This is a genomic window from Croceicoccus naphthovorans, assembly GCF_001028705.1.
GTDB lineage: Bacteria > Pseudomonadota > Alphaproteobacteria > Sphingomonadales > Sphingomonadaceae > Croceicoccus > Croceicoccus naphthovorans.
The window spans coordinates 1,596,682-1,619,848 of sequence record NZ_CP011770.1 but is presented as its reverse complement, the minus strand read 5'-3'; the positions used below and the strand labels follow the sequence as shown (position 1 = coordinate 1,619,848).

General features: G+C 63.5%; 22 protein-coding genes. 13 read left to right on the top strand and 9 right to left on the bottom strand.

Going from position 1 to position 23,167, the window contains the following annotated elements; genetic code table 11:
- Window positions 1–5: 5 nt before the first annotated feature.
- Entirely contained in the window at window positions 6–281 is a 276-nt protein-coding gene (grxC, locus tag AB433_RS08255) for a glutaredoxin 3 (protein WP_047820651.1), read from the bottom strand.
- Between the two features lie 206 nt (window positions 282–487).
- Here grxC and AB433_RS08250 point away from each other — a divergent pair, with 206 nt between their 5' ends.
- Entirely contained in the window at window positions 488–958 is a 471-nt protein-coding gene (locus AB433_RS08250) for an Hsp20 family protein (protein WP_047823642.1), read from the top strand.
- A 210-nt stretch (window positions 959–1,168) separates the two neighbouring features.
- On the opposite strand, the gene AB433_RS08245 is transcribed toward AB433_RS08250, so the two are convergent.
- The 4 genes from AB433_RS08245 to tpiA form a co-directional block, all read right to left on the bottom strand.
- On the bottom strand, window positions 1,169–1,882 hold the full coding sequence (locus AB433_RS08245) for a Crp/Fnr family transcriptional regulator (RefSeq protein ID WP_047820650.1): 714 nt from the start codon (window positions 1,880–1,882) through the stop codon (window positions 1,169–1,171).
- Window positions 1,883–2,061: 179 nt separating this feature from the next.
- Window positions 2,062–3,693 carry a CTP synthase gene (locus AB433_RS08240; protein WP_047820649.1) on the bottom strand — a complete coding sequence of 544 codons (1,632 nt, stop codon included), beginning with the start codon at window positions 3,691–3,693 and terminating at the stop codon, window positions 2,062–2,064.
- Between the two features lie 105 nt (window positions 3,694–3,798).
- Window positions 3,799–4,179, bottom strand: coding sequence for a preprotein translocase subunit SecG (gene secG / locus AB433_RS08235; protein WP_047820648.1), 381 nt, complete (start codon window positions 4,177–4,179; stop codon window positions 3,799–3,801).
- A gap of 94 nt (window positions 4,180–4,273) precedes the next feature.
- Window positions 4,274–5,020: a triose-phosphate isomerase gene (tpiA, locus tag AB433_RS08230; protein ID WP_047820647.1), complete on the bottom strand. Its 747-nt coding sequence runs from the start codon at window positions 5,018–5,020 to the stop codon at window positions 4,274–4,276.
- A 207-nt stretch (window positions 5,021–5,227) separates the two neighbouring features.
- Between tpiA and AB433_RS08225 the strand changes: the two genes are divergently transcribed.
- The 9 genes from AB433_RS08225 to lexA all read left to right on the top strand — a co-directional run bounded on the left by AB433_RS08225 (window position 5,228) and on the right by lexA (window position 14,256).
- On the top strand, window positions 5,228–7,156 hold the full coding sequence (locus AB433_RS08225; protein WP_047820646.1) for a SurA N-terminal domain-containing protein: 1,929 nt from the start codon (window positions 5,228–5,230) through the stop codon (window positions 7,154–7,156).
- A 21-nt stretch (window positions 7,157–7,177) separates the two neighbouring features.
- Window positions 7,178–8,692, top strand: coding sequence for an anthranilate synthase component I family protein (locus tag AB433_RS08220; protein ID WP_047823640.1), 1,515 nt, complete (start codon window positions 7,178–7,180; stop codon window positions 8,690–8,692).
- Complete coding sequence (locus tag AB433_RS08215) at window positions 8,689–9,450, top strand: phosphodiester glycosidase family protein (protein WP_047820645.1); 762 nt, start codon at window positions 8,689–8,691, stop codon at window positions 9,448–9,450. Before AB433_RS08220 ends, AB433_RS08215 begins: the two co-directional genes overlap by 4 nt.
- On the top strand, window positions 9,447–10,067 hold the full coding sequence (locus AB433_RS08210) for an anthranilate synthase component II (protein ID WP_047820644.1): 621 nt from the start codon (window positions 9,447–9,449) through the stop codon (window positions 10,065–10,067). The genes AB433_RS08215 and AB433_RS08210 overlap by 4 nt, the downstream gene beginning before the upstream one ends.
- Complete coding sequence (trpD, locus tag AB433_RS08205; protein ID WP_047820643.1) at window positions 10,064–11,029, top strand: anthranilate phosphoribosyltransferase; 966 nt, start codon at window positions 10,064–10,066, stop codon at window positions 11,027–11,029. The genes AB433_RS08210 and trpD overlap by 4 nt, the downstream gene beginning before the upstream one ends.
- Window positions 11,026–11,820, top strand: coding sequence for an indole-3-glycerol phosphate synthase TrpC (gene trpC, locus AB433_RS08200; RefSeq protein WP_047820642.1), 795 nt, complete (start codon window positions 11,026–11,028; stop codon window positions 11,818–11,820). Before trpD ends, trpC begins: the two co-directional genes overlap by 4 nt.
- The gene (moaC, locus tag AB433_RS08195) at window positions 11,817–12,308 is read left to right on the top strand and encodes a cyclic pyranopterin monophosphate synthase MoaC (protein WP_047820641.1); all 492 of its coding nucleotides are present in this window, start codon (window positions 11,817–11,819) and stop codon (window positions 12,306–12,308) included. Before trpC ends, moaC begins: the two co-directional genes overlap by 4 nt.
- Window positions 12,305–13,489, top strand: a complete 1,185-nt coding sequence (locus AB433_RS08190; protein ID WP_053059062.1) for a molybdopterin molybdotransferase MoeA — start codon at window positions 12,305–12,307, stop codon at window positions 13,487–13,489. The genes moaC and AB433_RS08190 overlap by 4 nt, the downstream gene beginning before the upstream one ends.
- Before the next feature lie 83 nt (window positions 13,490–13,572).
- Window positions 13,573–14,256, top strand: coding sequence for a transcriptional repressor LexA (gene lexA / locus AB433_RS08185; RefSeq protein ID WP_047823636.1), 684 nt, complete (start codon window positions 13,573–13,575; stop codon window positions 14,254–14,256).
- A gap of 8 nt (window positions 14,257–14,264) precedes the next feature.
- Here the strand turns inward: lexA and AB433_RS08180 are convergent, their stop codons facing one another.
- A complete protein-coding gene (locus AB433_RS08180) occupies window positions 14,265–16,139 on the bottom strand; it encodes a ComEC/Rec2 family competence protein (protein ID WP_169749322.1) in 1,875 nt (624 codons plus the stop codon).
- 367 nt (window positions 16,140–16,506) lie between these two features.
- Here AB433_RS08180 and gltX point away from each other — a divergent pair, with 367 nt between their 5' ends.
- The 3 genes from gltX to AB433_RS08165 are packed head-to-tail and all read left to right on the top strand — an operon-like array spanning window position 16,507 to window position 19,540.
- The gene (gene gltX, locus AB433_RS08175) at window positions 16,507–18,006 is read left to right on the top strand and encodes a glutamate--tRNA ligase (RefSeq protein WP_047820640.1); all 1,500 of its coding nucleotides are present in this window, start codon (window positions 16,507–16,509) and stop codon (window positions 18,004–18,006) included.
- Entirely contained in the window at window positions 18,007–19,308 is a 1,302-nt protein-coding gene (locus AB433_RS08170; RefSeq protein ID WP_082134839.1) for a citrate synthase, read from the top strand.
- A 28-nt stretch (window positions 19,309–19,336) separates the two neighbouring features.
- On the top strand, window positions 19,337–19,540 hold the full coding sequence (locus tag AB433_RS08165; RefSeq protein ID WP_047820639.1) for a hypothetical protein: 204 nt from the start codon (window positions 19,337–19,339) through the stop codon (window positions 19,538–19,540).
- Here AB433_RS08165 and AB433_RS08160 read toward each other — a convergent pair whose 3' ends face one another.
- Genes AB433_RS08160 through AB433_RS19445 form a run of 3 tightly spaced genes read right to left on the bottom strand, consistent with a single transcriptional unit; the run spans window position 19,541 to window position 23,067 of the window.
- Complete coding sequence (locus AB433_RS08160) at window positions 19,541–20,884, bottom strand: sensor histidine kinase (protein ID WP_047820638.1); 1,344 nt, start codon at window positions 20,882–20,884, stop codon at window positions 19,541–19,543. It lies immediately after the preceding gene.
- A complete protein-coding gene (locus AB433_RS08155) occupies window positions 20,871–21,833 on the bottom strand; it encodes a hypothetical protein (protein ID WP_053059060.1) in 963 nt (320 codons plus the stop codon). Before AB433_RS08155 ends, AB433_RS08160 begins: the two co-directional genes overlap by 14 nt.
- 34 nt (window positions 21,834–21,867) lie before the next feature.
- On the bottom strand, window positions 21,868–23,067 hold the full coding sequence (locus tag AB433_RS19445) for a hypothetical protein (protein ID WP_053059059.1): 1,200 nt from the start codon (window positions 23,065–23,067) through the stop codon (window positions 21,868–21,870).
- Between the last annotated feature and the right edge of the window lie 100 nt (window positions 23,068–23,167).

Below are 23,167 nucleotides of genomic sequence, written 5' to 3'. Positions count from 1 at the left end.
CCGGGTCAGAGCCCCAGCAGCGGATCGAGCTCGCCCGCCCGATCCAGCGCGGCCAGATCGTCGCTGCCGCCAATTGCCTTGTCATCGATAAAGATCTGCGGAACCGTGCGGGCACCCGGCTTTCGCTCGACCATCTCGGCACGCTTGGCGCGGTCCATCGTGGTGTCGTATTCGGTGAATTCAACGCCCTTGTTCTTCAATAGCGCGATGGCGCGGTGGCAATATGGGCACCCGAACTGGGTATAGATCTCGATCTTTGGGGCACCTTCGGTTGCGGCCACGCTGGGTCCTTTCTGCAATTAATTTCCTGGGCTCTTGCGGGTTTCAAAACCCTCTTGAACCGATCTGTTCCTGACACCACATGATCATCGGCAGGGCACGCCGCAAGGGTGCTTTTGCCAGTTCGCAGCCGATTGGCCGGATGCCCACGGGGTCTGGCGACACGATCGGCAAACCAGTGAATTGCTTCTGTTGGAGGATTTGCAAGATGAACCGTTTTGATTTCACCCCCTATCGCCGCACCACCGTCGGGTTCGACCGGCTGTTCGACCTGCTCGAGAATACGGGCCGGGCCAGCCAGGGCGACAACTATCCGCCGTTCAACATCGAACGTCGCGGCGAAGATACCTATCGCATCACCCTCGCCCTCGCCGGCTTCAAGCCAGAGGATATCGAGATTACCGCACAGCAGAACCTGCTCGTCGTCCAAGGTCGCAAGGCCGAGGAGGCCGAACAGGGCGAGTTCCTGCATGTCGGCATCGCACAGCGCGCATTCGAACGCCGCTTCGAGCTGGCCGATTTCGTGCTGGTAAAGGACGCGCAACTGGCCGACGGCTTGCTGGTGATCGACCTTGAACGCGAAGTGCCAGAGGCGATGAAGCCCAAGACCATCGCGATCAACGGCACCAAGCCGCTGAAGGTCGTCGACGGCAACAAGGGCGAAGACAAGGCCGCCTGAGCCTGTCCATCCTTACGTAAACAAGAGGGCGCGGCCATTGCGGTCGCGCCCTTTTTCTTTGGCGATTGATGTAAAGCGCGTGCCCGCAAAGAAATGGGGGCGGATCCGAAGATCGCGCCCCCGCGACGTCACCGCCGCCTTGCCCCTCAGAATGACTATCCGGGTCGCAGAAAGACAGTCACCCCGGGGAAGCAAGCCCTTATAACACTCTTACCATTCTTCCGCGATATCTATCAGCGCTTCGCGGTCCAGAATGGTAACTCTGCCCTGATTTAGGGCAACTATGCCGCAATCGACCCATGCCGAAAGCTGGCGATTGATCTGTTCGCGGGACATACCCGCAAAGTTGCCAAGCTCGCCTTGACTTAGCGCAAGTCGCAAACGCGCGCCCCCGTCTGCGGATTGCCCATCTTCGGCCCCGCCGATCATCAGCCGCAGCAGAAACCGGGCAAGACGCGGACCGGAGGTATAGGCCCGCTCCGCCTCGATCGTCAGGTTCGTCTGGCGGAGCCTGCGCGCCAGTGCCTGCATCAAGCGCATTGCCATTTGCGGATGCCGCTCGGTCAATTCCGCAAAAGCCCCGCGCGTCAGGCGCAGCGCCTCGCACTCGGTGAACGCGTGGACGCTGGCCGTGCGCAGTCCGCCGTCGATCATCGCGATCTCGCCCAGAACCTCACCCGCCTCGGCATAATCCAGCACGATTTCGCGCCCATTGGCGGCCAACACGCTGACCCGCGCCGTGCCCGACAGCAGGATGAACAGGGCATCGCCCTCCTCCCCCTGTGCCATGATTTCCTTACCAGCGGGGAACTGGCGCACTTGTCCACGCGCGACGATCTCGCCCAGCTCTTCATCAGAGCAATCGGCGAACAGGCTGCCTTGCGGCAGCAGGTCGCCCAAGCGACTGATATCGACCGTCTGCATCGGTGTGACGCGCCCCGTTGTCCGTCCCGAGGGGATCGGAAAATCCCGAAACCTGCGCGAGCCGATCCGTCCTGCCCGCCAGATTAACATTTCTTGTAAGGAAGGGGCTACTCAATCAGACGGGCGCTTCGCAAGTGTTTTCCGAAAAAACCGCAGAATTACGCGAAATCTAAGGGAAATTACACAAGTCGCGACTGTTCCAGCGCCGCGCCGATAAACCCTGCGAACAGGGGATGCGGATCGAACGGGCGGCTCTTGTACTCTGGGTGGAACTGCACGCCGACGAACCACGGGTGGTCGGGACGCTCGACGATTTCAGGCAGCAATCCGTCGGGTGACATGCCGGAAAAGATCAGGCCGCCGTCTTCGAGGCGGTCCTTGTAGGCCACGTTGACTTCGTAACGATGGCGATGGCGTTCGGAGATATCGCCGGAGCCATAGATCGAGGCCGCCTGGCTGTTGCCAGAAAGTTTCGCCGGATAGGCACCAAGCCGCATCGTGCCGCCAAGGTCACCGTCGGCGGCGCGCTGTTCAAGACCCTCTGCAGTCATCCACTCGGTGATGATGCCGACCACGGGTTCGGAAGTCTCGCCAAATTCGGTCGACGAAGCACCCACGATCCCGGCGGTGTTCCGCGCGCCTTCGACACAGGCCATCTGCATGCCGAGGCAGATACCAAAGAACGGCACGTTGCGTTCGCGGGCAAAGCGTACGCTCTCGATCTTGCCCTCGCTGCCGCGCGTGCCGAAACCGCCGGGGACGAGGATGCCATGCATCGGTTCAAGCTGGGCGATGATGTCGCTGTCGTCCTGTTCGAACAGCTCGGCATCGATCCAGTTGATCTTCACCTTCACCCGGTTGGCCATGCCGCCGTGAATCAGCGCCTCGTTCAATGACTTGTAGGCGTCGGGCAGGCCGACATATTTGCCGACGACCGCGATGGTCACTTCGCTTTCCGGGTTTTCATAGCGATCGACAATGTCGTGCCACGTTGCCAGCTCGGGGCTTGGGGCGGTCATGCGGAAATGGCGTAGCACCTCGTCGTCCAAACCCTCGGCATGGTATTGCAGCGGGACAGCATAGATGCTGCTGGCGTCCAGCGCGGGGATGACCGCCTCTGGCCGGACGTTACAGAATTGCGCGATCTTGCGGCGCTCACCCTCTGGCAGCGGTTGTTCGCAACGACAGAGCAGCACGTCGGGTTGCACGCCTAGAGACGTCAATTCGCGCACCGAGTGCTGCGTCGGCTTCGTCTTCAGTTCGCCTGCCGCCTTGATATAAGGCACCAGCGTCACGTGGATCGCGCAAGTATCCTCACGCGGAAGCTCGTTGCGCAGCTGGCGGATCGCCTCGATGAAGGGCAGCCCCTCGATATCGCCGACGGTGCCGCCGAATTCGCAGAGCACGAAGTCCAGCCCTTCGGTATCGGCCAACGCGAATTCCTTGATCGCATCGGTGACGTGCGGAATCACCTGCACCGTCGCACCCAGATAATCGCCGCGCCGTTCCTTGGCGATGATCGACTGGTAAATCCGGCCAGACGTAATGTTATCGCCCTGATGCGCCGAAACGCCGGTGAAGCGTTCATAGTGCCCCAGGTCGAGGTCGGTCTCCGCTCCATCGTCGGTCACGAAAACCTCGCCGTGCTGATAGGGGCTCATCGTCCCCGGATCGACGTTCAGATATGGATCGAACTTGCGGATGCGAACCTTGTACCCGCGCGCCTGCAGCAGCGCTGCGAGGCTTGCCGCCATGAGACCTTTGCCGAGCGAGGAGACCACGCCGCCGGTGATAAATATGTACCGCGCCATGGGAGTCGGGCCTTAATCAATAGGCGCGCCTCGCCGCAAGCGATGCGGACGCCGGTTTGCACAAAAAATCGGAAAAACGCGTTAGCAGGGGCCTTCGCGCCGGAATTATTCGCTGGCAGCACCCGCAAGCGGATCGTCGGAAGCCGGTGCCGCGCTCTCAACCGGAGCCGGAGCGACGGAGTCGCCCGCCGCCGGAGCCAGCGGATCATTGATCGGCAAGCTACGATCGAGCGAGGTGTCGACGTCGCCACCCGAAGTCGTTTCCACCGAGACTGCGGCCAATGCGATCGACAGGATCACGAAAATCGTCGCCAGTATCGTCGTCGCGCGGGTCATGAAGTCCGCCGCGCCGCGCGCGCTCATCAGGCCCGACGGGCTGCCGCCGACGCCTAGGCCGCCACCCTCCGAACGCTGCGCAAGAACGACGCCGACCAGTCCCGCGCCAACCAGCGCCTGGACCACGGTGAGAAACAGGAAAAGCGACATTACGGATAAACCTGACAGAAAATCGGATGTATTGCCGCCGCCCTTACCCCCTGCGATCAGGCGGTGCAAGCCGTGCGGGCGTCAGCTTTGTGCCTCAGTCCTGTTCGGACGCGGCGACGACGATCGGGACGAAACCGTCCGCCGTCAGGCTGGCCCCGCCGACAAGCGCACCGCCGACTTCGGGCACGGCCAGCAATTCGGCAGCATTCTCGCCCTTTACCGAACCGCCATAGAGGATGCGAACCTCGGCCCCTTCCTCGTCGCCATACTTTTCGACCAGCACTTCGCGCAGGCGCCTGTGCATCTTGGCGACATCGCCAGTCTGCGGCACGCGGCCGGTGCCGATGGCCCAGATCGGTTCATAGGCGACCGACAGACGCTGTGCGTTATCGGGCAATGATGCGGCCAGCTGGCGCGCGACGATTTCCTCGGCCTCGCCCGAATCACGTTCGGCTTCGGATTCGCCGACGCAGAGAATCACGCCCATGTCGACACCCTGCGCCGCTTCGGCCTTGGCCTTGACCATCTCGTTGGTCTCGTTGTGGTCGGCCCGCCGTTCGGAGTGACCGACGATCACGAAATCGGCCCCGCCCTCACGCAGCATGGACGCGGCCAGATCGCCGGTATGTGCGCCCTTTTCGGCGTGGTGGCAGTTCTGCGCGCCGACGCCGATACCGTTCAGGCTTTCCCGCATGGCGGCGATAAGGGTGACCGGCGGGGCAAGGGCAACCTCCACCTTTGGCAGGCGCTGGGCAGCCCGGTCGATCGCGCGCGCCTCTGACAAGGCGGCCCGCATCCCGTTCATCTTCCAATTGCCTACGATGTAGTAGCGCTGGCTCATGTGCCCCTTCCGTGAAACCTGCCTGAAACCTGTTAAGCCCCCTGCCCCCGAACATCGAGGGCGGGGGTGGCGGCTAGCCCAAGCAGGTCGCTCTGTCAAAGCACCATCGCGCGATCGGTTGCAGCGCCGCGACCAGCGGTCTAGAGCGGCGCGCAACAACGGCGGCAGCAATGCCGCGCCTTACTCGGTTCGACGGATTCAGGACGCATGATCCAGACATTTCGCAAGATTTTCCAATCACCTCTGGGATTGGTGCTGACCCTTGGCTTCGTGGGCCTGATCGCGCTGGCCTTTGCCAGTGCCGATATCACCGGCTCGAGCTTTGGCGGCATCGCGGGTGGCGAGAAGGTTTCCACGGTCGGCGATCAGCGTATTTCCACAAGTACCTATCGCGAAACGCTGAATGGCGCGTTCGAACGGGCGCGGCAGGAAAATCCCACGCTCACGATGGCTGAATTTCTGGACGGCGGCGCGGCCGAAGGCGTGCTGGACCAGATGGAGGAACGGCTCGCGATATATGCCTTTGCGCTGGATAACGGCGTCCGCATAGGCGATTCGCTGGTGGGTAGCGAGATCAAGGACATCCCCGCATTCCAGGGCCCGGACGGCAAGTTCAGCCAAGAGGCCTACATCGCCGCCCTGCAACAGCGGGGAATCAGCGAAAAGCTGCTGCGCGAAGATCTGGAGCAGGGCCTGTCCGCCCGCATGATGCTTTTGCCCGCGCAGATCGGTTCGCGGATGCCCGAAAAGCTGGCGATGCAATATGCACGGCTGTTGAACGAAACGCGCAAGGGGTCGGTCGCCTTTATCCCTTCGGCTGCCTATGCCGCAGATGTTCAGGTGACGGACGCGAAATTGCAGTCCTATCTTTCGGCCAATCGTGCGCGATTCTCGCTGCCCGAACGGCGGACGGTGCGCTATGCCGTGCTGGACGATGCGGTGCTGGGCGATATGGCGGCGACCGATGCGGAGATCGCCGCGCGTTATGAGCAGGATCGCGACCAGTATCGCGGCAAGGAAGGGCGCACGCTGACACAGCTGGTCCTGCCGACCGAGGCCGCGGCGAACGCGGTTCTGGCCGAAGTCTCCAATCCCTCGCAGCTGGGGGCGGTGGCGCAGGCCAAGGGGCTTTCGACGGCGATCGTAGAGGCGGAAGATCGCGCCGATCTAGCCTCCAAGACCTCTGCCGCCGTGACGCAGGCCACCTACGATGCCGCGAACGGCGCCATTGCCGGTCCGGTACGCGGTCCGCTTGGTTGGTACCTGATGCGCGTCGACGCGGTGAACGTCAGCGGCGACCGCTCGCTGGATCAGGTGCGCGGAGAGATCGCCACAAAAGTGACCGAGGAAAAACGCCGGGCCGCACTGGCAGAGCGCGCTTCGGACATCGAATCGCAGCTGAACGGTGGCGCGAATATTAGCGAAGTGGCGAAGTCGTTCGGTGGCGAAGTCCGCACGACCGATCCGCTGCTGGCCGATGGGCAGCCATTCGGCAACGGCACGGCCCCCGATGCCACTGTTCAGCGCGTCGTCCCGGCAGTTTACGCAATGTCGGAAGGCAGCGATCCGCAGATCGCGGTTGCCGCCGACGGCCAGTCTTACATCGTCTTCGCCCCTGGCAAGATCACGCCCAGCGCCCCGCCGCCTTTTGCAGAGCTGAAGCCCACGCTGGAGCGTGTCTATCGGCTTGAGCAAGGGTCCAAGCAGGCAGAGGCCGCCGCGAACAAAATGCTCGCCGCCGTGAAGAAAGGTACGGCCCCGGCCAAAGCGCTGGCCGATGTCGGCAAGCCCACGCCGCCACTCGACCCGATTTCGCTATCGCGCCAGCAACTGATGAGCAGCGGCCAGCAGGTACCCCCGGCCCTCGCCCTGATGTTCACGATGGCCAAGGGTTCGACCAAGAAACTGGAAGCGCCGCGCAATATGGGCTGGTTCATCATCGACCTGGATGAAATCGAAACGCCGGATATCAAGGCCGACGATCCGCTGGTGCTCGCCACGCGTCGTCAGCTAGGCCCCGTCACCGGTGGCGAGCTGGGTGAGCAGCTGACCCGCGCGATCCGCGACGACATGGGCGTGACGCGCAACGAAACGGCGATCAAAGCCGTGACCGACCAGTTGACCGGCAACCGCTGATCCAAGGTAATGGCAGGCCCGATGACCGACCGCGATTGGGACCAACATGCGCTCGCCGAACTGGTGGCGGGGCGGCCGGGCGTCGTCTGGCGGAAGGTTGTGGCCGATTGCGACACGCCGGTTGCGGCGGCGGTCAAACTGATTGAGCCAGGCCGCGGTGATTTTCTATTGGAATCGGTGGAAGGCGGCGAGGTTCGCGGTCGCTACAGCCTGTTGGGCCTCGACCCCGATCTCGTTTTCCGCGCCCGCGTCGACAAGGCCGAGGTCAATCGGGAATGGCGGCATGATCGCGAGGCCTTTGCACCGCTCGATGCCGATCCGCTGACCGCGCTGCGTGCACTGGCCGAGGAATGCCGATTCGACGTGCCAGACCCGCTGCCGGGGGCGCTGGCCTGTCTGGTCGGCTATTTCGGGTACGAGACGATTGCACTTGTCGAGCCGACGATCACCCGCCCGGCGGAGAGCGATCTCGACGTTCCCGATATGCTGTTCGCGCGCCCGACGCTGGTGCTGGTGTTCGACCGGTTGCAGGACGCGCTGTTCTGCATCGCGCCGATCTGGCCAAGCGAGCGCGAGCCCTATGCCGAAGTGGATCATGCCCGCGATCGGATAGACGAGTGCCTGGCAAAACTGGCCGCCGCCCGCGTTCCGGCACAGCCCTGCCCCGACGATGTACCCGAACCCACGCTCAACCCAATCTTGCCTGCGGGCCGTTATCGCGAGATGGTGCTGGCCGCCAAGGACTACATCACGGCGGGCGATATATTTCAGGTCGTGCTGGCCCAGCGGTTCACCACGCCCTTCCCGCTGCCGCCGCTCTCGCTCTATCGCGCATTGCGGCGGATCAATCCTTCACCGTTCCTCTACTTCCTCGACCTGCCGGGCTTTGCCCTGATCGGGTCGAGCCCGGAGATTCTGGTACGCGTGCGCGATGGCGAGGTCACGATCCGGCCCATCGCCGGAACGCGCCCGCGCGGCAAAGATGCGGTAGAAGATCGCGCAAATCGCGACAGCCTGCTGGCTGATCCGAAGGAACGGGCCGAGCACCTGATGCTGCTCGATCTGGGCCGCAACGACGTCGGCCGGGTGGCCAGCAAGGGCAGCGTTCGCGTGACCGACAGCTACATGGTCGAAAACTACAGCCACGTGATGCACATCGTCTCGAACGTAGTGGGCCAGTTGGACCCGTCGCACGACGCGGTCGACGCCCTCTTCGCGGGTTTCCCGGCGGGCACCGTCAGCGGCGCGCCGAAGGTTCGCGCGTGTCAGGTCATCGCCGAGCTGGAGAGCGAAACGCGCGGGGCCTATGCGGGCGGTGTCGGCTATTTTTCGCCAGACGGATCGGTGGACAGTTGCATCGTCCTGCGCACCGCGTTGGTGAAGGACGGCACGATGCACATGCAGGCGGGTGCGGGCATCGTCGCCGACAGCGATCCCGACTATGAGCAGCGCGAGTGCGAGGCGAAGTCCCGCGCTTTGGTCGCCGCTGCAAAGGAAGCCCTGCGCGTCGCGCGCGAAGGCGGTTACGGGCAGTGAGGCTGTTTGCGGCGGCGGTATTGCTGCTTGCCGCGTGTTCGGACGATTCCGGCAAACAGGCAAAGGGCGATCCGATCTGCAAGGCGGAGGTCTTCGAGGGAAGCCGCTTCACGCACTGCACCGTAGATCCGGCGAAAGCGCGGATCGAGCTGGTACTGAACGGTGCGGACCGCAAACCGCTGCGCAGTTTCGCGAAGCTGGAGGCCGAAGCCCCAGTGGATACCGTCCACCTCGCGATGAACGCCGGGATGTTCGACGATGACGGCCAGCCCATCGGTCTGCTCGCAATCGATGGCAAGGAAGTTCACGCCCTGAACGGCAACGATGGCCCCGGCAATTTCCATATGCTGCCGAACGGCGTATTCTGGGGTGGCGACCAAACCTGGCATGTCGACACCAGCGATCATTTTGCATCGCTGGAGATGGCTGCGCCCCCGCCCTATGCCACGCAGTCCGGCCCTATGCTGGTAATCGACGGCGAACTGCATCCCGACTTCGCCGGGAACGGCGCATCAAAGCATTTCCGCAACGGCGCCGGCGTGGACGATCAAGGTCACGTCCACTTCGTCATCAGCGACGATCTCGTCAGTTTCGGACGCTTCGCACGGTTCTTTCGGGATGAAGCCAAAACGCCGAACGCGCTTTATCTGGATGGCGCGGTTTCCGCCTTGTGGTATCCTGAAGAAGCGCGAAAGGACGGGGCACCGCCGCTTGGCCCCTTGATCGTCGTGCATAAATCGCCAAAGGCAGGCGCATGAGCCGCATTCTCGTCATCGACAACTACGACAGCTTCACCTGGAACCTTGTCCATTACCTGATGGAAATGGGGGCAACCGTCGATGTCGTGCGCAACGACGCGATGTCGGCGGCAGAGGCGATCCGCAGCGATGCGAGCGGCTTCCTGATCTCGCCCGGCCCTTGTACCCCGACTGAGGCAGGCATCAGCCTCGACCTCGTCGCCGCGTGCGCCGACGCGGGCAAGCCATTGTTGGGCGTATGCCTTGGCCACCAGTCCATCGGACAGCATTTCGGCGGGCGGGTCGTGCGGGGCGGGTTGATGCATGGCAAGACCAGCCCGGTCGATCATGACGGGAGCGGTGTCTTCGCGGGGCTGCCCTCGCCCTTCATCGCGACGCGCTATCACTCGCTGGTGGTGGAGGACATTCCCGAAAGCCTCGTTGTAAACGCCACCACGCCGCGCCCGGGCGAGGACGGCACCCATGCGATGGGCTTTCGCCATGCCGAACTGCCGATCCACGGCGTGCAGTTTCATCCCGAGAGCATCGCCACCGAACACGGTCATGCGCTGCTGGCTAACTTCCTGACGATCTGCGGGATCGAGGCTAAGGCCCCCGACAAGGCGGCCCTTGCATGAGTTATTCGATGGCGGAGACAGAGGCGCTGTTCGGCCAGATGCTCGATGGGCAGATGGTCGACGATGCGATTGCCGACCTGTTGGTTGAGATGGCTGATCGCGGCGAGACTGCAGAGGAAGTCGCCGGCGCAGTTCGCGCGATGCGTGCGCGGATGCTTACCGTTGCCGCACCCGACAACGCCATCGACGTCTGCGGCACAGGCGGCGATGGGCAGCACTCGCTGAACGTTTCGACCGCCGTCGCCCTTGTGGTCGCCGCTTGCGGCGTGCCCGTGGCGAAACACGGCAACCGCGCGGCCTCGAGCAAGGCTGGCGGTGCGGATACGCTGGAAACGCTGGGTCTGGACCTTGCCCGCGCAGGACATCAGGCTGAGGCAACCTTGCCCGATCTGGGCATCGCCTTCCTGTTCGCACAGGCGCACCATCCGGCGCTGGCCCGCATCGCACCGATCCGCAAGGCCTTGGGCCGGCGCACGATCTTCAACCTGACTGGTCCTCTGGCTAATCCGGCAAGCGTCCGCCACCAGCTGGTCGGCGTTGCGCACCCCGATATCGTACCGCTTTATGCCGAAGCGATGCGTTTGCTGGGCACAGACCGCGCACTGGTGGTTTCGGGAATGGAAGGTCTGGACGAACTCTCGATCGCCGGGCCGAGTCGGGTCGAAGGCGTCGGATTCGATGCGCCCGCCGAATTGGTGCCAGAGGATGCAGGACTTGCCCGTCATCCACTCGACACGATCAAGGGTGGCGATCCCGATTATAACGCATTGGCACTGCGCCGTCTGTTACAAGGCGAATCCGGTGCCTATCGCGATGCGGTCGTGCTGAATGCCGCCGCCGCGCTTTGGGTTGCGGGGGAAGCGGACAACTTACCCGCCGGGGCGGAGGAAGCAGCCGAAGCCATCGACAAGGGGCTGGCCAACGCGCTGCTCAATTGCTGGATCGATACGGTAAAGGCATGACGAACAAACTGATCGAAATCTGCGACACCAAACGCGCAGAGGTCAAAGAGCGAAAGGCCTCGCTTACGCTGGCCGACCTCGATGCAGAGGCGCTGACCCGCGAACCGGTCCGCGGGTTCGAGGCGCGCCTGCGCGAGGCTGCCGCCGACGGGTTCGCCCTGATCGCAGAAGTGAAGAAAGCTTCTCCGTCCAAAGGCCTCATAAGGAAAGATTTCAGCCCCGAAGATCATGCGCGCGATTATGCCGCCGGTGGCGCAACCTGCCTCTCGGTTCTGACTGACGCGCCCTTTTTTCAGGGGCATGAGGATTACCTGATCGCTGCGCGCAAGGCCTGCACCCTGCCGGTGCTGCGCAAGGATTTCATGGTCGATCCGTGGCAAGTGGCCGAGGCCCGCTCGATCGGGGCCGACGCAATCCTGATCATCGTTGCCGCGCTGTCCGATGCGCAGATGGGGGAAATCGAGATGGCCGCGATGGAACGCGAAATGGACGTTCTGGTCGAAGTCCATGACGAGGCGGAGATGGAACGCGCGGCTCAGCTCAAATCTCGTCTGATCGGCATCAACAACCGCGACCTGCGCACCTTCGTCACCGATCTGGCGAACACCGAGCGACTCGCCCCGCTAGCCCCCGAAGGATCGCTATTGGTCGGTGAAAGTGGAATTAGCAGCCAGACCGATTGCCTGCGGCTGTCGCATTCCGGCGTGCGCACGTTCCTCGTGGGCGAGAGCCTGATGCGGCAAGCCGATGTCGAAACGGCGACCCGCACCTTGATGACAGGCGCGGCGTGAGCGGGCTTACCCACCTCGACGATCAGGGCAACGCCCGCATGGTCGACGTGGGCGGCAAGGCCGAAACGCGCCGTGTAGCCGTTGCCAGCGGACGGATTCGCATGTCGACAGAAGCGCTCGCCGCGATCCGCGACGGTGCGGTAAAGAAGGGCGATGTGCTGGCCACGGCGCGGATCGCCGGGATCATGGCGGCGAAGCGGACGGGCGAATTGATCCCGCTGTGCCATCCGATCGGGCTGGATTCGGTGACGGTCGATTTTGCGTTCGAGGATGATGCGCTTCGGGTGACTGCAATGGCCGCGATTTCCGCCAGGACTGGTGTGGAAATGGAAGCGATGACAGCCACTTGTGTCGCACTCCTTACAATCTACGACATGGCCAAGGCCTTGGACAAAGGCATGGTCCTGGAAGAGGTCCGCCTGATCGCAAAAGATGGCGGCAAATCCGGCCGCTGGCGCGCGGAGGGTCATCAGGACCTGGAGCTTTGAAAGCCCTGCTCAGCCTTGAGGAAGCACAGCGGCGTCTGCTGGACCTCGCCAAGCTAACACCTAGCGAACAGCTTCCGGTGGAAGCGACGCTTGGTCGATACCTTGCGGCACCAGTGAAGGCCCTACGGACTCAACCCGCCTCGCCGCTATCGGCGATGGACGGCTGGGCGATAAGAGCCCACGACATGCCGGGGCCATGGCGGATCGTCGGCGAAAGCGCCGCTGGGCATCCATACAAGGGCACGGTCGCACCGACCCAAACAGTCCGCATTTCAACCGGCGCCCTTTTGCCCGACGACGCGGATGCCGTTCTGGTGCAAGAGGATTGCACGGCGGACGGCGATACCTTGCGTTTCGCAGGTGAGCCGCCGGAGCCGCTCGACCGTCATGTGCGGAAGGCGGGTCTCGATTTTTCGAAAGCGGAGCAACTGCTTGGCAGCGGATCGCGCATGTCACCCGCCCGCATGGCCTTGGCAATCAGCGGAGGGCACGCCACCGTCAGCGTGCATCGGCAGCCACAAGTGGCGGTGATCGACAGCGGCGACGAACTGGCTCTGCCCGGCACAGCACTCGCGCCCGGCGCGATCCCCGCCAGCAACGGTCCGATGCTGGCCGCACTCTGCGCCCAGCTGACTGGCAACATCCGGCGCATCGGCCCCGTGCCGGACCGGATCGAGGCGCTGTCCGAGGCGATGGAACAGGCACGCGATGCCGATATCCTGATCACCAGCGGCGGCGCGTCGGTCGGCGATCACGATCTGCTTGCGCCCGCGCTCAAGACCATCGGCGCGGACGTCGACTTCTGGCGCGTCGCGATCAAGCCCGGCAAACCGATCATGGTGGCGACGCGCGGGCCCCAAGTCGTGCTGGGCCTGCCCGGCAATCCCGTTTCCGCATTCGTAACCGCTCATCTGTTCGCCCTGCCTTTGCTTCGCGCCATGCAGGGTGCAGGCAACGCCTTGCCGGTAGGGGAGAGTTGGCCAAGCAGCTCCGCCCTACCCGCCACGGGCAAGCGCGCCGAATTTCTGCGCGGCCGGTTCGGACCCGATGGCGTTGCGCCAGTCTCGGTACAGGACAGCGGGGCCCTCGTTCCATTGGCGAATGCCGATTGCCTGATCGTGCGACCGGCAGCGTCTGCACCGGTTGCCTCAGGGGAACCGGTCTCGGTTATCCGCATATAGGCGCTGACCGCTTGACGATACCGATTTTGTTTCTTAATTGTTCCTTATTCGTTCGCATTTGAACGACGGATAGGGGAATGACGATGCTGACCCGTAAACAGCATGAACTGCTCAATTTTATCCAGCACAAGCTGGAAGAGACCGGGATTTCGCCTTCTTTCGAGGAGATGAAGGAAGCGCTCGACCTGAAATCGAAGTCGGGTGTGCACCGGTTGATCTCTGCCCTCGAAGAACGTGGGTTCATCCGTCGCCTGCCGAACCGCGCCCGTGCGCTGGAGATCTTGCGGCAGCCTGACGATGTGACCGGGACCGCACGGCAAAAGACGCCGTCGAATGTGGTGGAGATGCCGAAGGCCAAGGCTCCTGCGCCCTCGCCCGCCAACGATGTTATCGAGATCCCGCTGCATGGCCGGATCGCCGCGGGCGTTCCGATCGAGGCGATGGAAGATTCGCAGACCCTTCCCGTGCCTGCGGCCCTTTTGGGTGCTGGCGAGCATTATGCGCTGGAAGTTTCGGGCGATTCGATGATCGAAGCCGGGATTTTCGACGGTGATTTCGCGCTGGTCCGCAAGACCGATGTTGCCCGCGATGGCGAGATCATTGTGGCGCTGGTGCGCGGCGAAGAGGCGACGTTGAAGTACTTGCGTCGCGAAAACGGCATGGTACGCCTCGATCCTGCCAATGCATCGTACGAAGCGCAGATCTATGCGCCGAGTGAGGTTCAGGTGCAGGGTCGCCTGGCCGGACTGCTGCGGCGCTACCACTAAGCACCGCTTCACCAACCGTGCCGGTCGCCGACCGGACGGACATATCGGACGGTGCGGCTTTTGAAATCGAGAGCCGCACCACCGCGACGCGACAATTCCCGACCATCCAGTTTCAGCCAACGCGGGCGGCAGATGTCCGGCCATGCATTCTCGGCAATCACAATGTCGCTTTGCGCGCAGGCGGCGGCAAGGCTCTTTGCCTCAGGTCGTACAAAGCCCTTGGCAATCAGGATCGTGGTGCCGTCTTGGGCTGCCAATCCACAGAAATTCTCGTCGCATCGCGCGTCGGGCCAATCCGACAGCGGATGCGATACGGCGGCAAGCTCTTCCGGATCGTGCCCCGACACTTCGGCAAGGGCATCGCGCGCAAAGGTTCCGTCTGGGCGAAGCAGGTACAGGCCATCATTTCCGGCCAGCGCGACATGACGGCCGTCTTCTGAAACCAGCAAATCAGGCGGACGGAACGTGAGCAGGGCAATCAGCCCAACCGCCACGGGCGCAAGGCCCCAAAGCCGAAGCCGCCCGCTCCAGATCGCCATCCAGAAGCCACCCGCCGCAATCATCACCACGATCCATGCAGGGATCAACGGGGCCAGTCCGACCGAACCGGGCGCGGCAGATACCTCTCGCGCCAAGCTCAACAGCACCCCGATTGCCTGCGCCGCGAGCCACCAGAACGGCGCGGCCAACCCAACCGCCTCTGCCAGCATCGCCACGCCGAGCAGCGGCATAATGGCAAGGGTGGTCAACGGAATGGCGACAAGATTGGCGACCGCGCCGTAAAGCCCGGCCCGGTGGAAATGGAACAGGACGAGCGGCGTCAACGCAATCTCGATCACCAATCCGGTCAGGAACAGCAGGACAAAGCCCCGCGCAGTTCGACTTAACCAAGACCGCCGCTGTGCGCCCTCGCGATAGGCGGCGACGGGCTTCGCGGTATGCAATGCGACGATCGCGACTACGGCGGCAAAGCTCATCTGGAAGCTGGGGCCGATCGCCGCTTCGGGCCAGAACGACATGATCGCAATCGCGCCAAGCGCGATTATGCGAAGCGAGAGCGCCTGCCGTCCTAAAGACAGCGCCACCAGTATCAAAAGCGCAGCCAGGCAGGCGCGAACGGTCGGCAATGCCGCGCCTGTCAGGATCGTATAGCCAACCCCGGCCAAGGCCCCAACGGCGGACGCGACAAGCGGCAGCGGCACGCGCAGCGCCAGCCACGGCCAGAGCGCCAGTGTACGCATCGCACAAAACCAGACGATGGCGATCACCGCACCGACATGCAGCCCGCTGATCGACAAGAGGTGGGACAGCCCGGCATCGCGCATCGCCTGCGCATCGGCACTGGTCATTCCTGTGCGATCTCCGGCCAGCAATGTCGCCGCAATAGCCGCCGCAGAGGGGGCCGCTCCCGCCTCCGCCATCCTCTCCCGAACCCGGCCCGACAGGCGGTCCCGCACGGAACGGGGGGCCTTGTCACGGCCCGTGATCAGAACTTCAGGTTGACTCAGTACCGATCCCGTCGCCGCAATCCCGTCGAACCACGCACGGCGGGCATAGTCGTAAGCGCCGGGAACCAAGGCTCGACTTGGCGGAACGAGGCGCAGCCGCGCCTCTGCCGTAGCCCCTTCGACCAGTTGCGACGCGTCGAACCGATCCGGCACCGAAATACGCGCCCGCACCGGAGCATCGCTGGACATTTGCGCCAAAACGACCAGACGGACGCGGTTTCTTGCCGGATCATCCTCTCGTTCCAGAATGCGAAAAGCGGCCTGCTTCACCAAGGGCCGGCCCAGCGCAGGCGTGCCGACCAATTCCGATCGCGCCCAGATTATGCACATCCCGGCAATGAACGCGATGGCAAGGGCGGCAACCGCATTGCGCAAGAAAGGATAATCTCCACGGCGCAGCACAAGTTGAGAACTGCCCGGAAGAAATCCAAACAAACCTATGATAATAAACCATTCTGATGACGATGGTAAAGCAAACCAAGCGCCGATGCCCGCCAGCATTGCCACCGCGATCCACGGCATCCTTTCGAAAGGGCGGTCCGCCAGCGCAATTTCCGCCCGGTCCAGCCAAAGGTCCGGGCTGGACAAATTGCGAAAGCTTCCCCATTGCCGCAACCGCGAAGGCGCTGGCAAATTGCCCGACCCTCCGCCCGAGACTGGAACGGCGGCATTATCAGCCATCTGAATCTGCCTTTCCGTCTGCGGCCCACCCGATAGACGCATTGAAAGGAAGCGTACCCAGATGGCAAGCGGCACGGCAGCGACAGTCACCGACGCAAACGGCGTCGCGAAACCTGTCGTCACGCGTTTCGCCCCCTCGCCCACGGGCTTCCTGCATATCGGCGGCGCTCGCACGGCGCTGTTCAATTGGCTCTATGCACGCCATCACGGCGGCAAGGCGCTGCTGCGGATCGAGGATACCGACCGCGCGCGTTCGACCGAGGCAGCCATCGACGCCATCCTCGACGGGCTGGACTGGCTGGGCTTCGACTATGACGAGACACCGGTGTTCCAGTCCCAGCGGGCTGGGCGTCATGCTGCGGTCGCACATGCGTTGCTTGATGCGGGCCACGCCTACAAGTGTTTCGCCACTGCCGAAGAGCTTGAAGCGATGCGCGCCGAGCAGCGCGAGAAGAAGCTGCCCATGCGCTATGACGGGCGCTGGCGCGACCGCGATCCTTCCGAGGCACCGGAGGGTGCACCTTACGTCGTGCGCCTGAAAACGCCGACCGATGGCGAGACCGTCATCGAAGACGCGGTTCAGGGCAAGGTTCGCGTCAAGAATGCCGAGATCGACGATTACATCCTTCTGCGGTCGGATGGCACGCCGACCTATATGCTGGCGGTCGTGGTCGACGACCATGACATGGGTGTCACTCACGTCATCCGCGGTGACGACCACCTGAACAACGCTTTCCGCCAATTGCCGATCTATCGCGCGATGCAGGCCATCGAGGGCGGTTGGGACGAACCGGTCTATGCTCACATCCCCCTGATCCACGGGGCGGACGGGGCAAAGCTGTCCAAGCGCCACGGTGCGATGGGCGTCGACGCCTATCGCGACGAACTGGGCCTGCTGCCCGAAGCGGTGTTCAACTACCTGCTTCGTCTTGGCTGGGGCCACGGCGATCAGGAACTTTTCACGCGCGAAGAGGCGATCGCCGCCTTCGACCTGCCTGCCGTGGGCAAGAGCGCGTCGCGCTTCGATTTCAAGAAGCTGGCGAACATGAACGGCCTTTACATGCGCGATGCCGACGATGCGCGCCTTGCCGATCTGGCCGCACCGCGCATCGCGGCGCTGGAGACGGGGTTTGTCGCCGACAAGCATCGCGACCTGCTGATCGAGGCGATGCCGTCGCTTAAGGCGCGGGCCAAGAATCTGGACGAACTGGCCGCTGGCGCCTTGTTCCTGTTCCGCGAACGCCCGCTGCCCATGGACGAAAAGGCGCAGGGCCTGCTGACAAGCGATGCCCGATCCTTATTGCATGACATTCTTGCCGAGTTGAAAGTCTGTTCGGATTGGACTAGCGAGCAGCTCGAAGCCAGCCTCAAGGACATGGCAGAGCGTAAAGATCTCGGTCTTGGCAAGCTGGCACAGCCGCTGCGTGCGGCACTCACCGGCCAGGCAACGTCGCCTGGGATATTCGACGTGCTGGTTCTGCTTGGACGCGAAGAGAGTCTGGCGCGCATCGCCGCGCAGGCCGTCGACGTCCCGGCGGATGGCGCATCTGCGGATTCATGAATGGAGGGAACCCACGTGGCGGATAACAAGGCCAACCTGAATGTCGCTGGCAGCGACTATGATTTTCCGGTCAAAAGCGGAACGATCGGACCCGATGTGGTCGACATCGGCAAGATGTACGGTCGCACGGGCATGTTCACGTATGACCCGGGCTTTACCTCTACCGCCAGCTGCGATTCGGGCCTGACCTATATCGACGGCGAAGAAGGCGTCCTGCTCCACCGCGGCTACCCGATCGGTCAGCTGGCCGAAGATTCCAGCTTCATGGAAGTCTCTTACCTGCTGCTGAACGGCGAACTGCCGAGCCAGGAAGAGTATGAGAATTTCAAGTACACGATCAGCCGCCACACCATGCTGCACGATCAGCTGCGCGGTTTCTATCAGGGTTTCCGCCGCGACGCGCACCCGATGGCGATCATGTGCGGCGTGGTCGGCGCACTGTCCGCGTTCTATCACGACAGCACCGATATTTCGGACCCTGACCACCGCAAGATCAGCAGCCACCGCCTGATCGCCAAGATGCCGACGATCGCGGCCATGGCCTACAAGTACTCGATCGGTCAGCCATTCCTCTATCCGGATAACTCGCTGAGCTACACCGGCAACTTCCTGCGCATGACCTTTGGCGTACCCGCGGAAGAATATGAGGTGATCCCGGCTGTCGAAAAGGCGATGGACCGCATCTTCATTCTTCATGCCGATCACGAACAGAACGCCTCGACATCGACCGTGCGTCTTGCCGGTTCGTCGGGTGCGAACCCGTTCGCATGCATCGCGGCGGGCATCGCCTGCCTGTGGGGCCCGGCGCATGGCGGCGCGAACGAAGCCGCGCTCAACATGCTGAAAGAGATCGGCACGCCCGACAAGATTCCGCATTATATCGAGCGTGCGAAGGACAAGAACGATCCGTTCCGTCTGATGGGCTTCGGTCATCGCGTCTACAAGAACTACGACCCGCGCGCGACGGTCATGCAGAAGACCGTTCGCGAGGTGTTCGATGCGCTCAAGGTTACCGATCCCCTGTTCGAAACTGCCCTGCGGCTTGAGGAAATGGCGCTGAACGACGACTATTTCATCGAAAAGAAGCTCTTCCCGAACGTCGACTTCTACTCCGGCGTCATCCTCTCGGCCATCGGCTTCCCGACCACGATGTTCACCGCGCTCTTCGCACTGGCCCGCACCGTGGGCTGGGTTGCGCAGTGGAACGAAATGATTTCCGACCCCGGCCAGCGCATCGGCCGCCCGCGCCAGCTTTACACCGGGCCTGCAGCGCGCGACTATATACCGCTCAGCCAACGCTGATCGGGCATAGATAAAAGGAGTTAGGGCGATGCCGAGAGTTCTTATCAGGGTCTTCGGCGTCGCCCTTTTCCTTTCAGGCCTGCTCTGGACGCTGCAGGGCCTGGGCCTCGTGATGTGGCCCGCGAACAGCTTTATGCTGGGCGAAAAGGAATGGGCCGCCTATGGCGTTATCGCCGCGGCGGCAGGCGTGCTGATGGTCTGGGTCACTCGCAGGCGGAACGACCGCCCCTGATCAGGCGCCAGGGAGCGTGATCACAAAGCGGTTGCCGCGTTCGCCAGCGACCGTTGCCTCTATATCGCCGCCCATCGCGCGGGCCGTCATCAACGAGATGTAGAGGCCAAGGCCCGATCCGGTATCGCCGCTGCGGCCAAGCCGTTCGAACTGTTCGAACATGCGAATACGCTCTTCGGACGACAGCGGCTCGCCTTCATCGGAAATCGTGGTGATCGTGCGCCCGCCATCGCGCGCAACGTGGATTTCCACTTGCCCCTGCGCGGGCCCGTAATCGATGGCGTTGCCAACGATGTTCAGGAAAATCTGGAGCAAGCGCCGCCGATCCGCCCGCGCCGTGACCTCGTCACCGGCCAGCGTGATCGCCACGCCCCTTGCCTCGGCTCTACGTTGCAACAACCGCCAGGCGGCTTCTGCCGTATCGCGCAACGACACCGGCTCGGCCTGGATCTCCAGCGTGCCGAGCTCTATCGCCTCCGCATCGCCAAGTTCTTCGGCCAGTTCGCGTAAATGCGTTCCTGCGCTGACGATATCGCTTGCATATTCGCGATACTCGTCGGGCAGCGGCCCCGCCAGACGGTCGCGGATCGCCTCTCCCTGCTGCACGATGCGTGAAACCGGATCGACCAGCGCTGGCCCAAGCATCTCGCTAAGCAGGTTCTGCGGCAACAGATCGTCGCGGCGGTTCGCCGCCTCGATCTCGCCCAGTGGACGTAACAGCAGTTGAAAGCCCGACTGCGCCGGGGTCAGCAGAAGATGCCAGTCCCGCTCCGATCCGGCCACGCGCACCGTCATGCCGCCGCGCGCCTGCCACACCGGCGGCGTATCCGTCTCTCCGCCTGCAAAATCGAACAGGCGGGTCCAGTGCTGACCCCGCTCGCTCCGCGCCCGCCCCAGCATCGTTTCAAGATCGGCGGTCTGGCTCTCCATCGCCACGACGCGCTGGCCCGAATCGAGCCAGACCACGCCTTCCGCCAGCAGGTTTTCGATTGCGAGCCGCGTTTCAACACCGTCGGCCTGCTCCGCCTCGGTAAGCGTTTCCTGCCAGTCGGACAGTCGGATCGTGCACCCCTCGGCATCGGGCACGACATCGGCCCAACCCTCAAGCCTGCCCCCCGAATGGCGCATCGCCAGCGGACGACCGAGCCGCATTTCGAAAGACCGCGCCTTGCGCACCAGTTCCAGCAGGTCTGGCGCGGCGATCAACCCGGGAATGTCGCCGCCACAGGCCACCTGCATCGCGGCCAGCGGCTTGTCGGCCGAAACCAGACGGTCGGCCACGTCGCTGCGCGCGACGATCGGCTCCACGGCCGCCTCTTCGATGGCGGTTTCAGCCCCGGCCATCGTCCGAAACTCCCTGCCCGGTCAGCAGCGCGCGCGCATCGCCGCCCTGCAGGCGCCCAAAGCCCTCGGGAAGTGTAATGTCGGGGTGGATGGAATAAAACTCGCGCTCGATTTCTCGGTCTCCCAGCCCGGCGGCGCGTAAAGACAGCGCAAGGCGCGCGAGCTGGCTCTCGCTGGTGGCGACGGCGACGGTATCGCGCGAATCCCCGGTGGCGGAAGCCAGCGCGGACAAGAACACGGCCACGCCAGCATGCGTGATCGACAGCGCGGCAAAGGCCCCTGCCCCCAGCGCCGCGACAAGCCGATTGGCCAGCGCGATGCGGCACTGCGATTCGTCGTATTCCTCGCGGATGGCGTGTTCGGTGTTACGGGCATGCGCCTCGAAAGCGAGATCGCCGGCAACTGCGTGGCGCAGGGTTTCAAGCAAGGCGTAGAGCACTTCGGCCGGCAGTTCGGTAACAGGCAGGCTCATCCGCTGCTGGTGGCGCGCAAACGCGGCTTGCGAAGTCAGCAGGTCCATAGCCAGCGCCGAACTTGTCGGATCGTCCGCACCGATCAGCGCCTGAAGCAAAGGCGACAGCGCCGGATCGACCCCGGCTCGCCGCTGCATCGATTCGGTCAGCTGCCATTCCAGCGCGACCGAGTGGAGATGATCGACGATTGCCGGATCGTCGATCAGAGCACCGGCCAGCGGCTCGATAATCGAATCGGCCCATGCTCGCGGGTCTTTCTCGCCCGCCGCCTGCGCCAGCTTGAACCCGACCTGGCGGGCCAGATCCTCTGCCATGGCGCGCACGCGGGCGACGATGGCATCAGAGAACATCGAGCGGTCTTCGGTGGCGATCAGCTGGCGCAAAACGACGCCCCGTGCGCTCAGCACACGGTCGCCGCGCTTCAGCTCTACGCGCATTACAGACTGTAGGCCCGTGGCCTTTTCGAGTTCACCCATGTAACCGACCTATCACCCCATGGTTAAAGTCGCGTTAGTTTTCGACGCCATCGGCGCGGACCACGGTCAGCCCCGCCCAAGCGAGCAGGATCGCCATCCCGCCCAGCATCGCGACCGGCCCCAGAACGCCGCCCGCAATCGCGATGGCAAAGACAAGGCATTGACTGAAGCGATCCTCAAACCAAGGGCGCGCCATGGCGAATGGAAATCCCTCTGCCGCGATCCGTGTCACCGCGATCCACACCGTAGCGACAAACCACGGTCCCAGAACATCGAGGCTCTGGCCCCAATCCCACCCACTCAGCGCCAAGGCGAGCAATAGCAGAAGCAGGAGATCGAGCGCGATATGCGCAACCAACGGCTTGTGATCGGGCAAGGCTGACGCCAAGCGCCCCTGCCGCTCCGCATCCTGAAGAATGATCGCGCCCCGCACGGTCAGCCACGCCAGCCCCAAAGCGATCAGCGCGCTCGCAAACATGCCGAACGCGGCCAAGGCGACGGCAGCGGCAACCGGCACAAGGGCAAACCACCAAACGAGCACCGGCGACCGGTCCGCCTCGAACAGGCGATTGCCGAACCGCCCTACCAGCAATCCCGCAAGCCGCGAGCCCAAGGTTCGCCCCCGCGCCGCCTCCAGACTGTGACGCAACCGGTGTGCCTCTATCGCCAGTCCGTCGGCCTCGCTTTTCACGACTGCCCAGCGCTTCTCAGTCAGAGCCTCACCCGGCACCTGCCGCACCGTCACGCCCGCCATCAAGGCAATGCGCAGCAGGGACGAAGCGACGTCGCAATCGCGCGGCAACTGGCGCAAACGCTCGGCCAGAGCGCCGGGGATGACCAGCACCCCTGCCCACGCGTTCTCGGCGTCGATTCGCTCAAACCCGGCGGCAAGACCCGCCTCGATTGGCAAAACCGCCACACCGCTCGTCTGCAACAGCGGCAGCAACAGCACCGGATCGGCGATCAGCGCATCGCCCAGCACCATCAGCTCGTCGGCGGCAGTAACCTCAGAACACAAGGCCGGAGCATCGGCGATGATCCGCACCTCCATCCCCGCTTCGCTGGCCAGCGCCACCGCGTCGTCAAGCCCTACCGCGCGGCGATCCGCCAGCAAAAGCAGCCGCTTGGCACCCGCCGCGACCACCAGTTCCAGCTGCTGCTCGATCACCGATTCGCCGCCCACGCGCACGCCGGCACGGGTCAACAACCCGTCGACAGCCAGAGGCTCCAGCATGGAAAGTACGGCAATGCGCAAACCGTTTATCGCCCCACGCGCCCGAACTCGATGGCCGGCGCGAAATCTCGTGTCCGAAACCCGGTTCATGGGGCCCGCC

Coding starts and splice junctions, on each gene's coding strand:
- AB433_RS08245 (WP_047820650.1), bottom strand. CDS start 1,882: ATGCAGACGGTCGATATCAGTCGCTTGGGCGACCTGCTGCCGCAAGGC.
- trpD (WP_047820643.1), top strand. CDS start 10,064: ATGAGTTATTCGATGGCGGAGACAGAGGCGCTGTTCGGCCAGATGCTC.
- AB433_RS08220 (WP_047823640.1), top strand. CDS start 7,178: ATGACCGACCGCGATTGGGACCAACATGCGCTCGCCGAACTGGTGGCG.
- AB433_RS08250 (WP_047823642.1), top strand. CDS start 488: ATGAACCGTTTTGATTTCACCCCCTATCGCCGCACCACCGTCGGGTTC.
- AB433_RS08165 (WP_047820639.1), top strand. CDS start 19,337: ATGCCGAGAGTTCTTATCAGGGTCTTCGGCGTCGCCCTTTTCCTTTCA.
- AB433_RS08210 (WP_047820644.1), top strand. CDS start 9,447: ATGAGCCGCATTCTCGTCATCGACAACTACGACAGCTTCACCTGGAAC.
- secG (WP_047820648.1), bottom strand. CDS start 4,179: ATGTCGCTTTTCCTGTTTCTCACCGTGGTCCAGGCGCTGGTTGGCGCG.
- lexA (WP_047823636.1), top strand. CDS start 13,573: ATGCTGACCCGTAAACAGCATGAACTGCTCAATTTTATCCAGCACAAG.
- AB433_RS08240 (WP_047820649.1), bottom strand. CDS start 3,693: ATGGCGCGGTACATATTTATCACCGGCGGCGTGGTCTCCTCGCTCGGC.
- AB433_RS08160 (WP_047820638.1), bottom strand. CDS start 20,884: ATGGCCGGGGCTGAAACCGCCATCGAAGAGGCGGCCGTGGAGCCGATC.
- trpC (WP_047820642.1), top strand. CDS start 11,026: ATGACGAACAAACTGATCGAAATCTGCGACACCAAACGCGCAGAGGTC.
- AB433_RS19445 (WP_053059059.1), bottom strand. CDS start 23,067: ATGCTGGAGCCTCTGGCTGTCGACGGGTTGTTGACCCGTGCCGGCGTG.
- tpiA (WP_047820647.1), bottom strand. CDS start 5,020: ATGAGCCAGCGCTACTACATCGTAGGCAATTGGAAGATGAACGGGATG.
- gltX (WP_047820640.1), top strand. CDS start 16,507: ATGGCAAGCGGCACGGCAGCGACAGTCACCGACGCAAACGGCGTCGCG.
- AB433_RS08155 (WP_053059060.1), bottom strand. CDS start 21,833: ATGGGTGAACTCGAAAAGGCCACGGGCCTACAGTCTGTAATGCGCGTA.
- AB433_RS08225 (WP_047820646.1), top strand. CDS start 5,228: ATGATCCAGACATTTCGCAAGATTTTCCAATCACCTCTGGGATTGGTG.
- AB433_RS08170 (WP_082134839.1), top strand. CDS start 18,007: ATGGAGGGAACCCACGTGGCGGATAACAAGGCCAACCTGAATGTCGCT.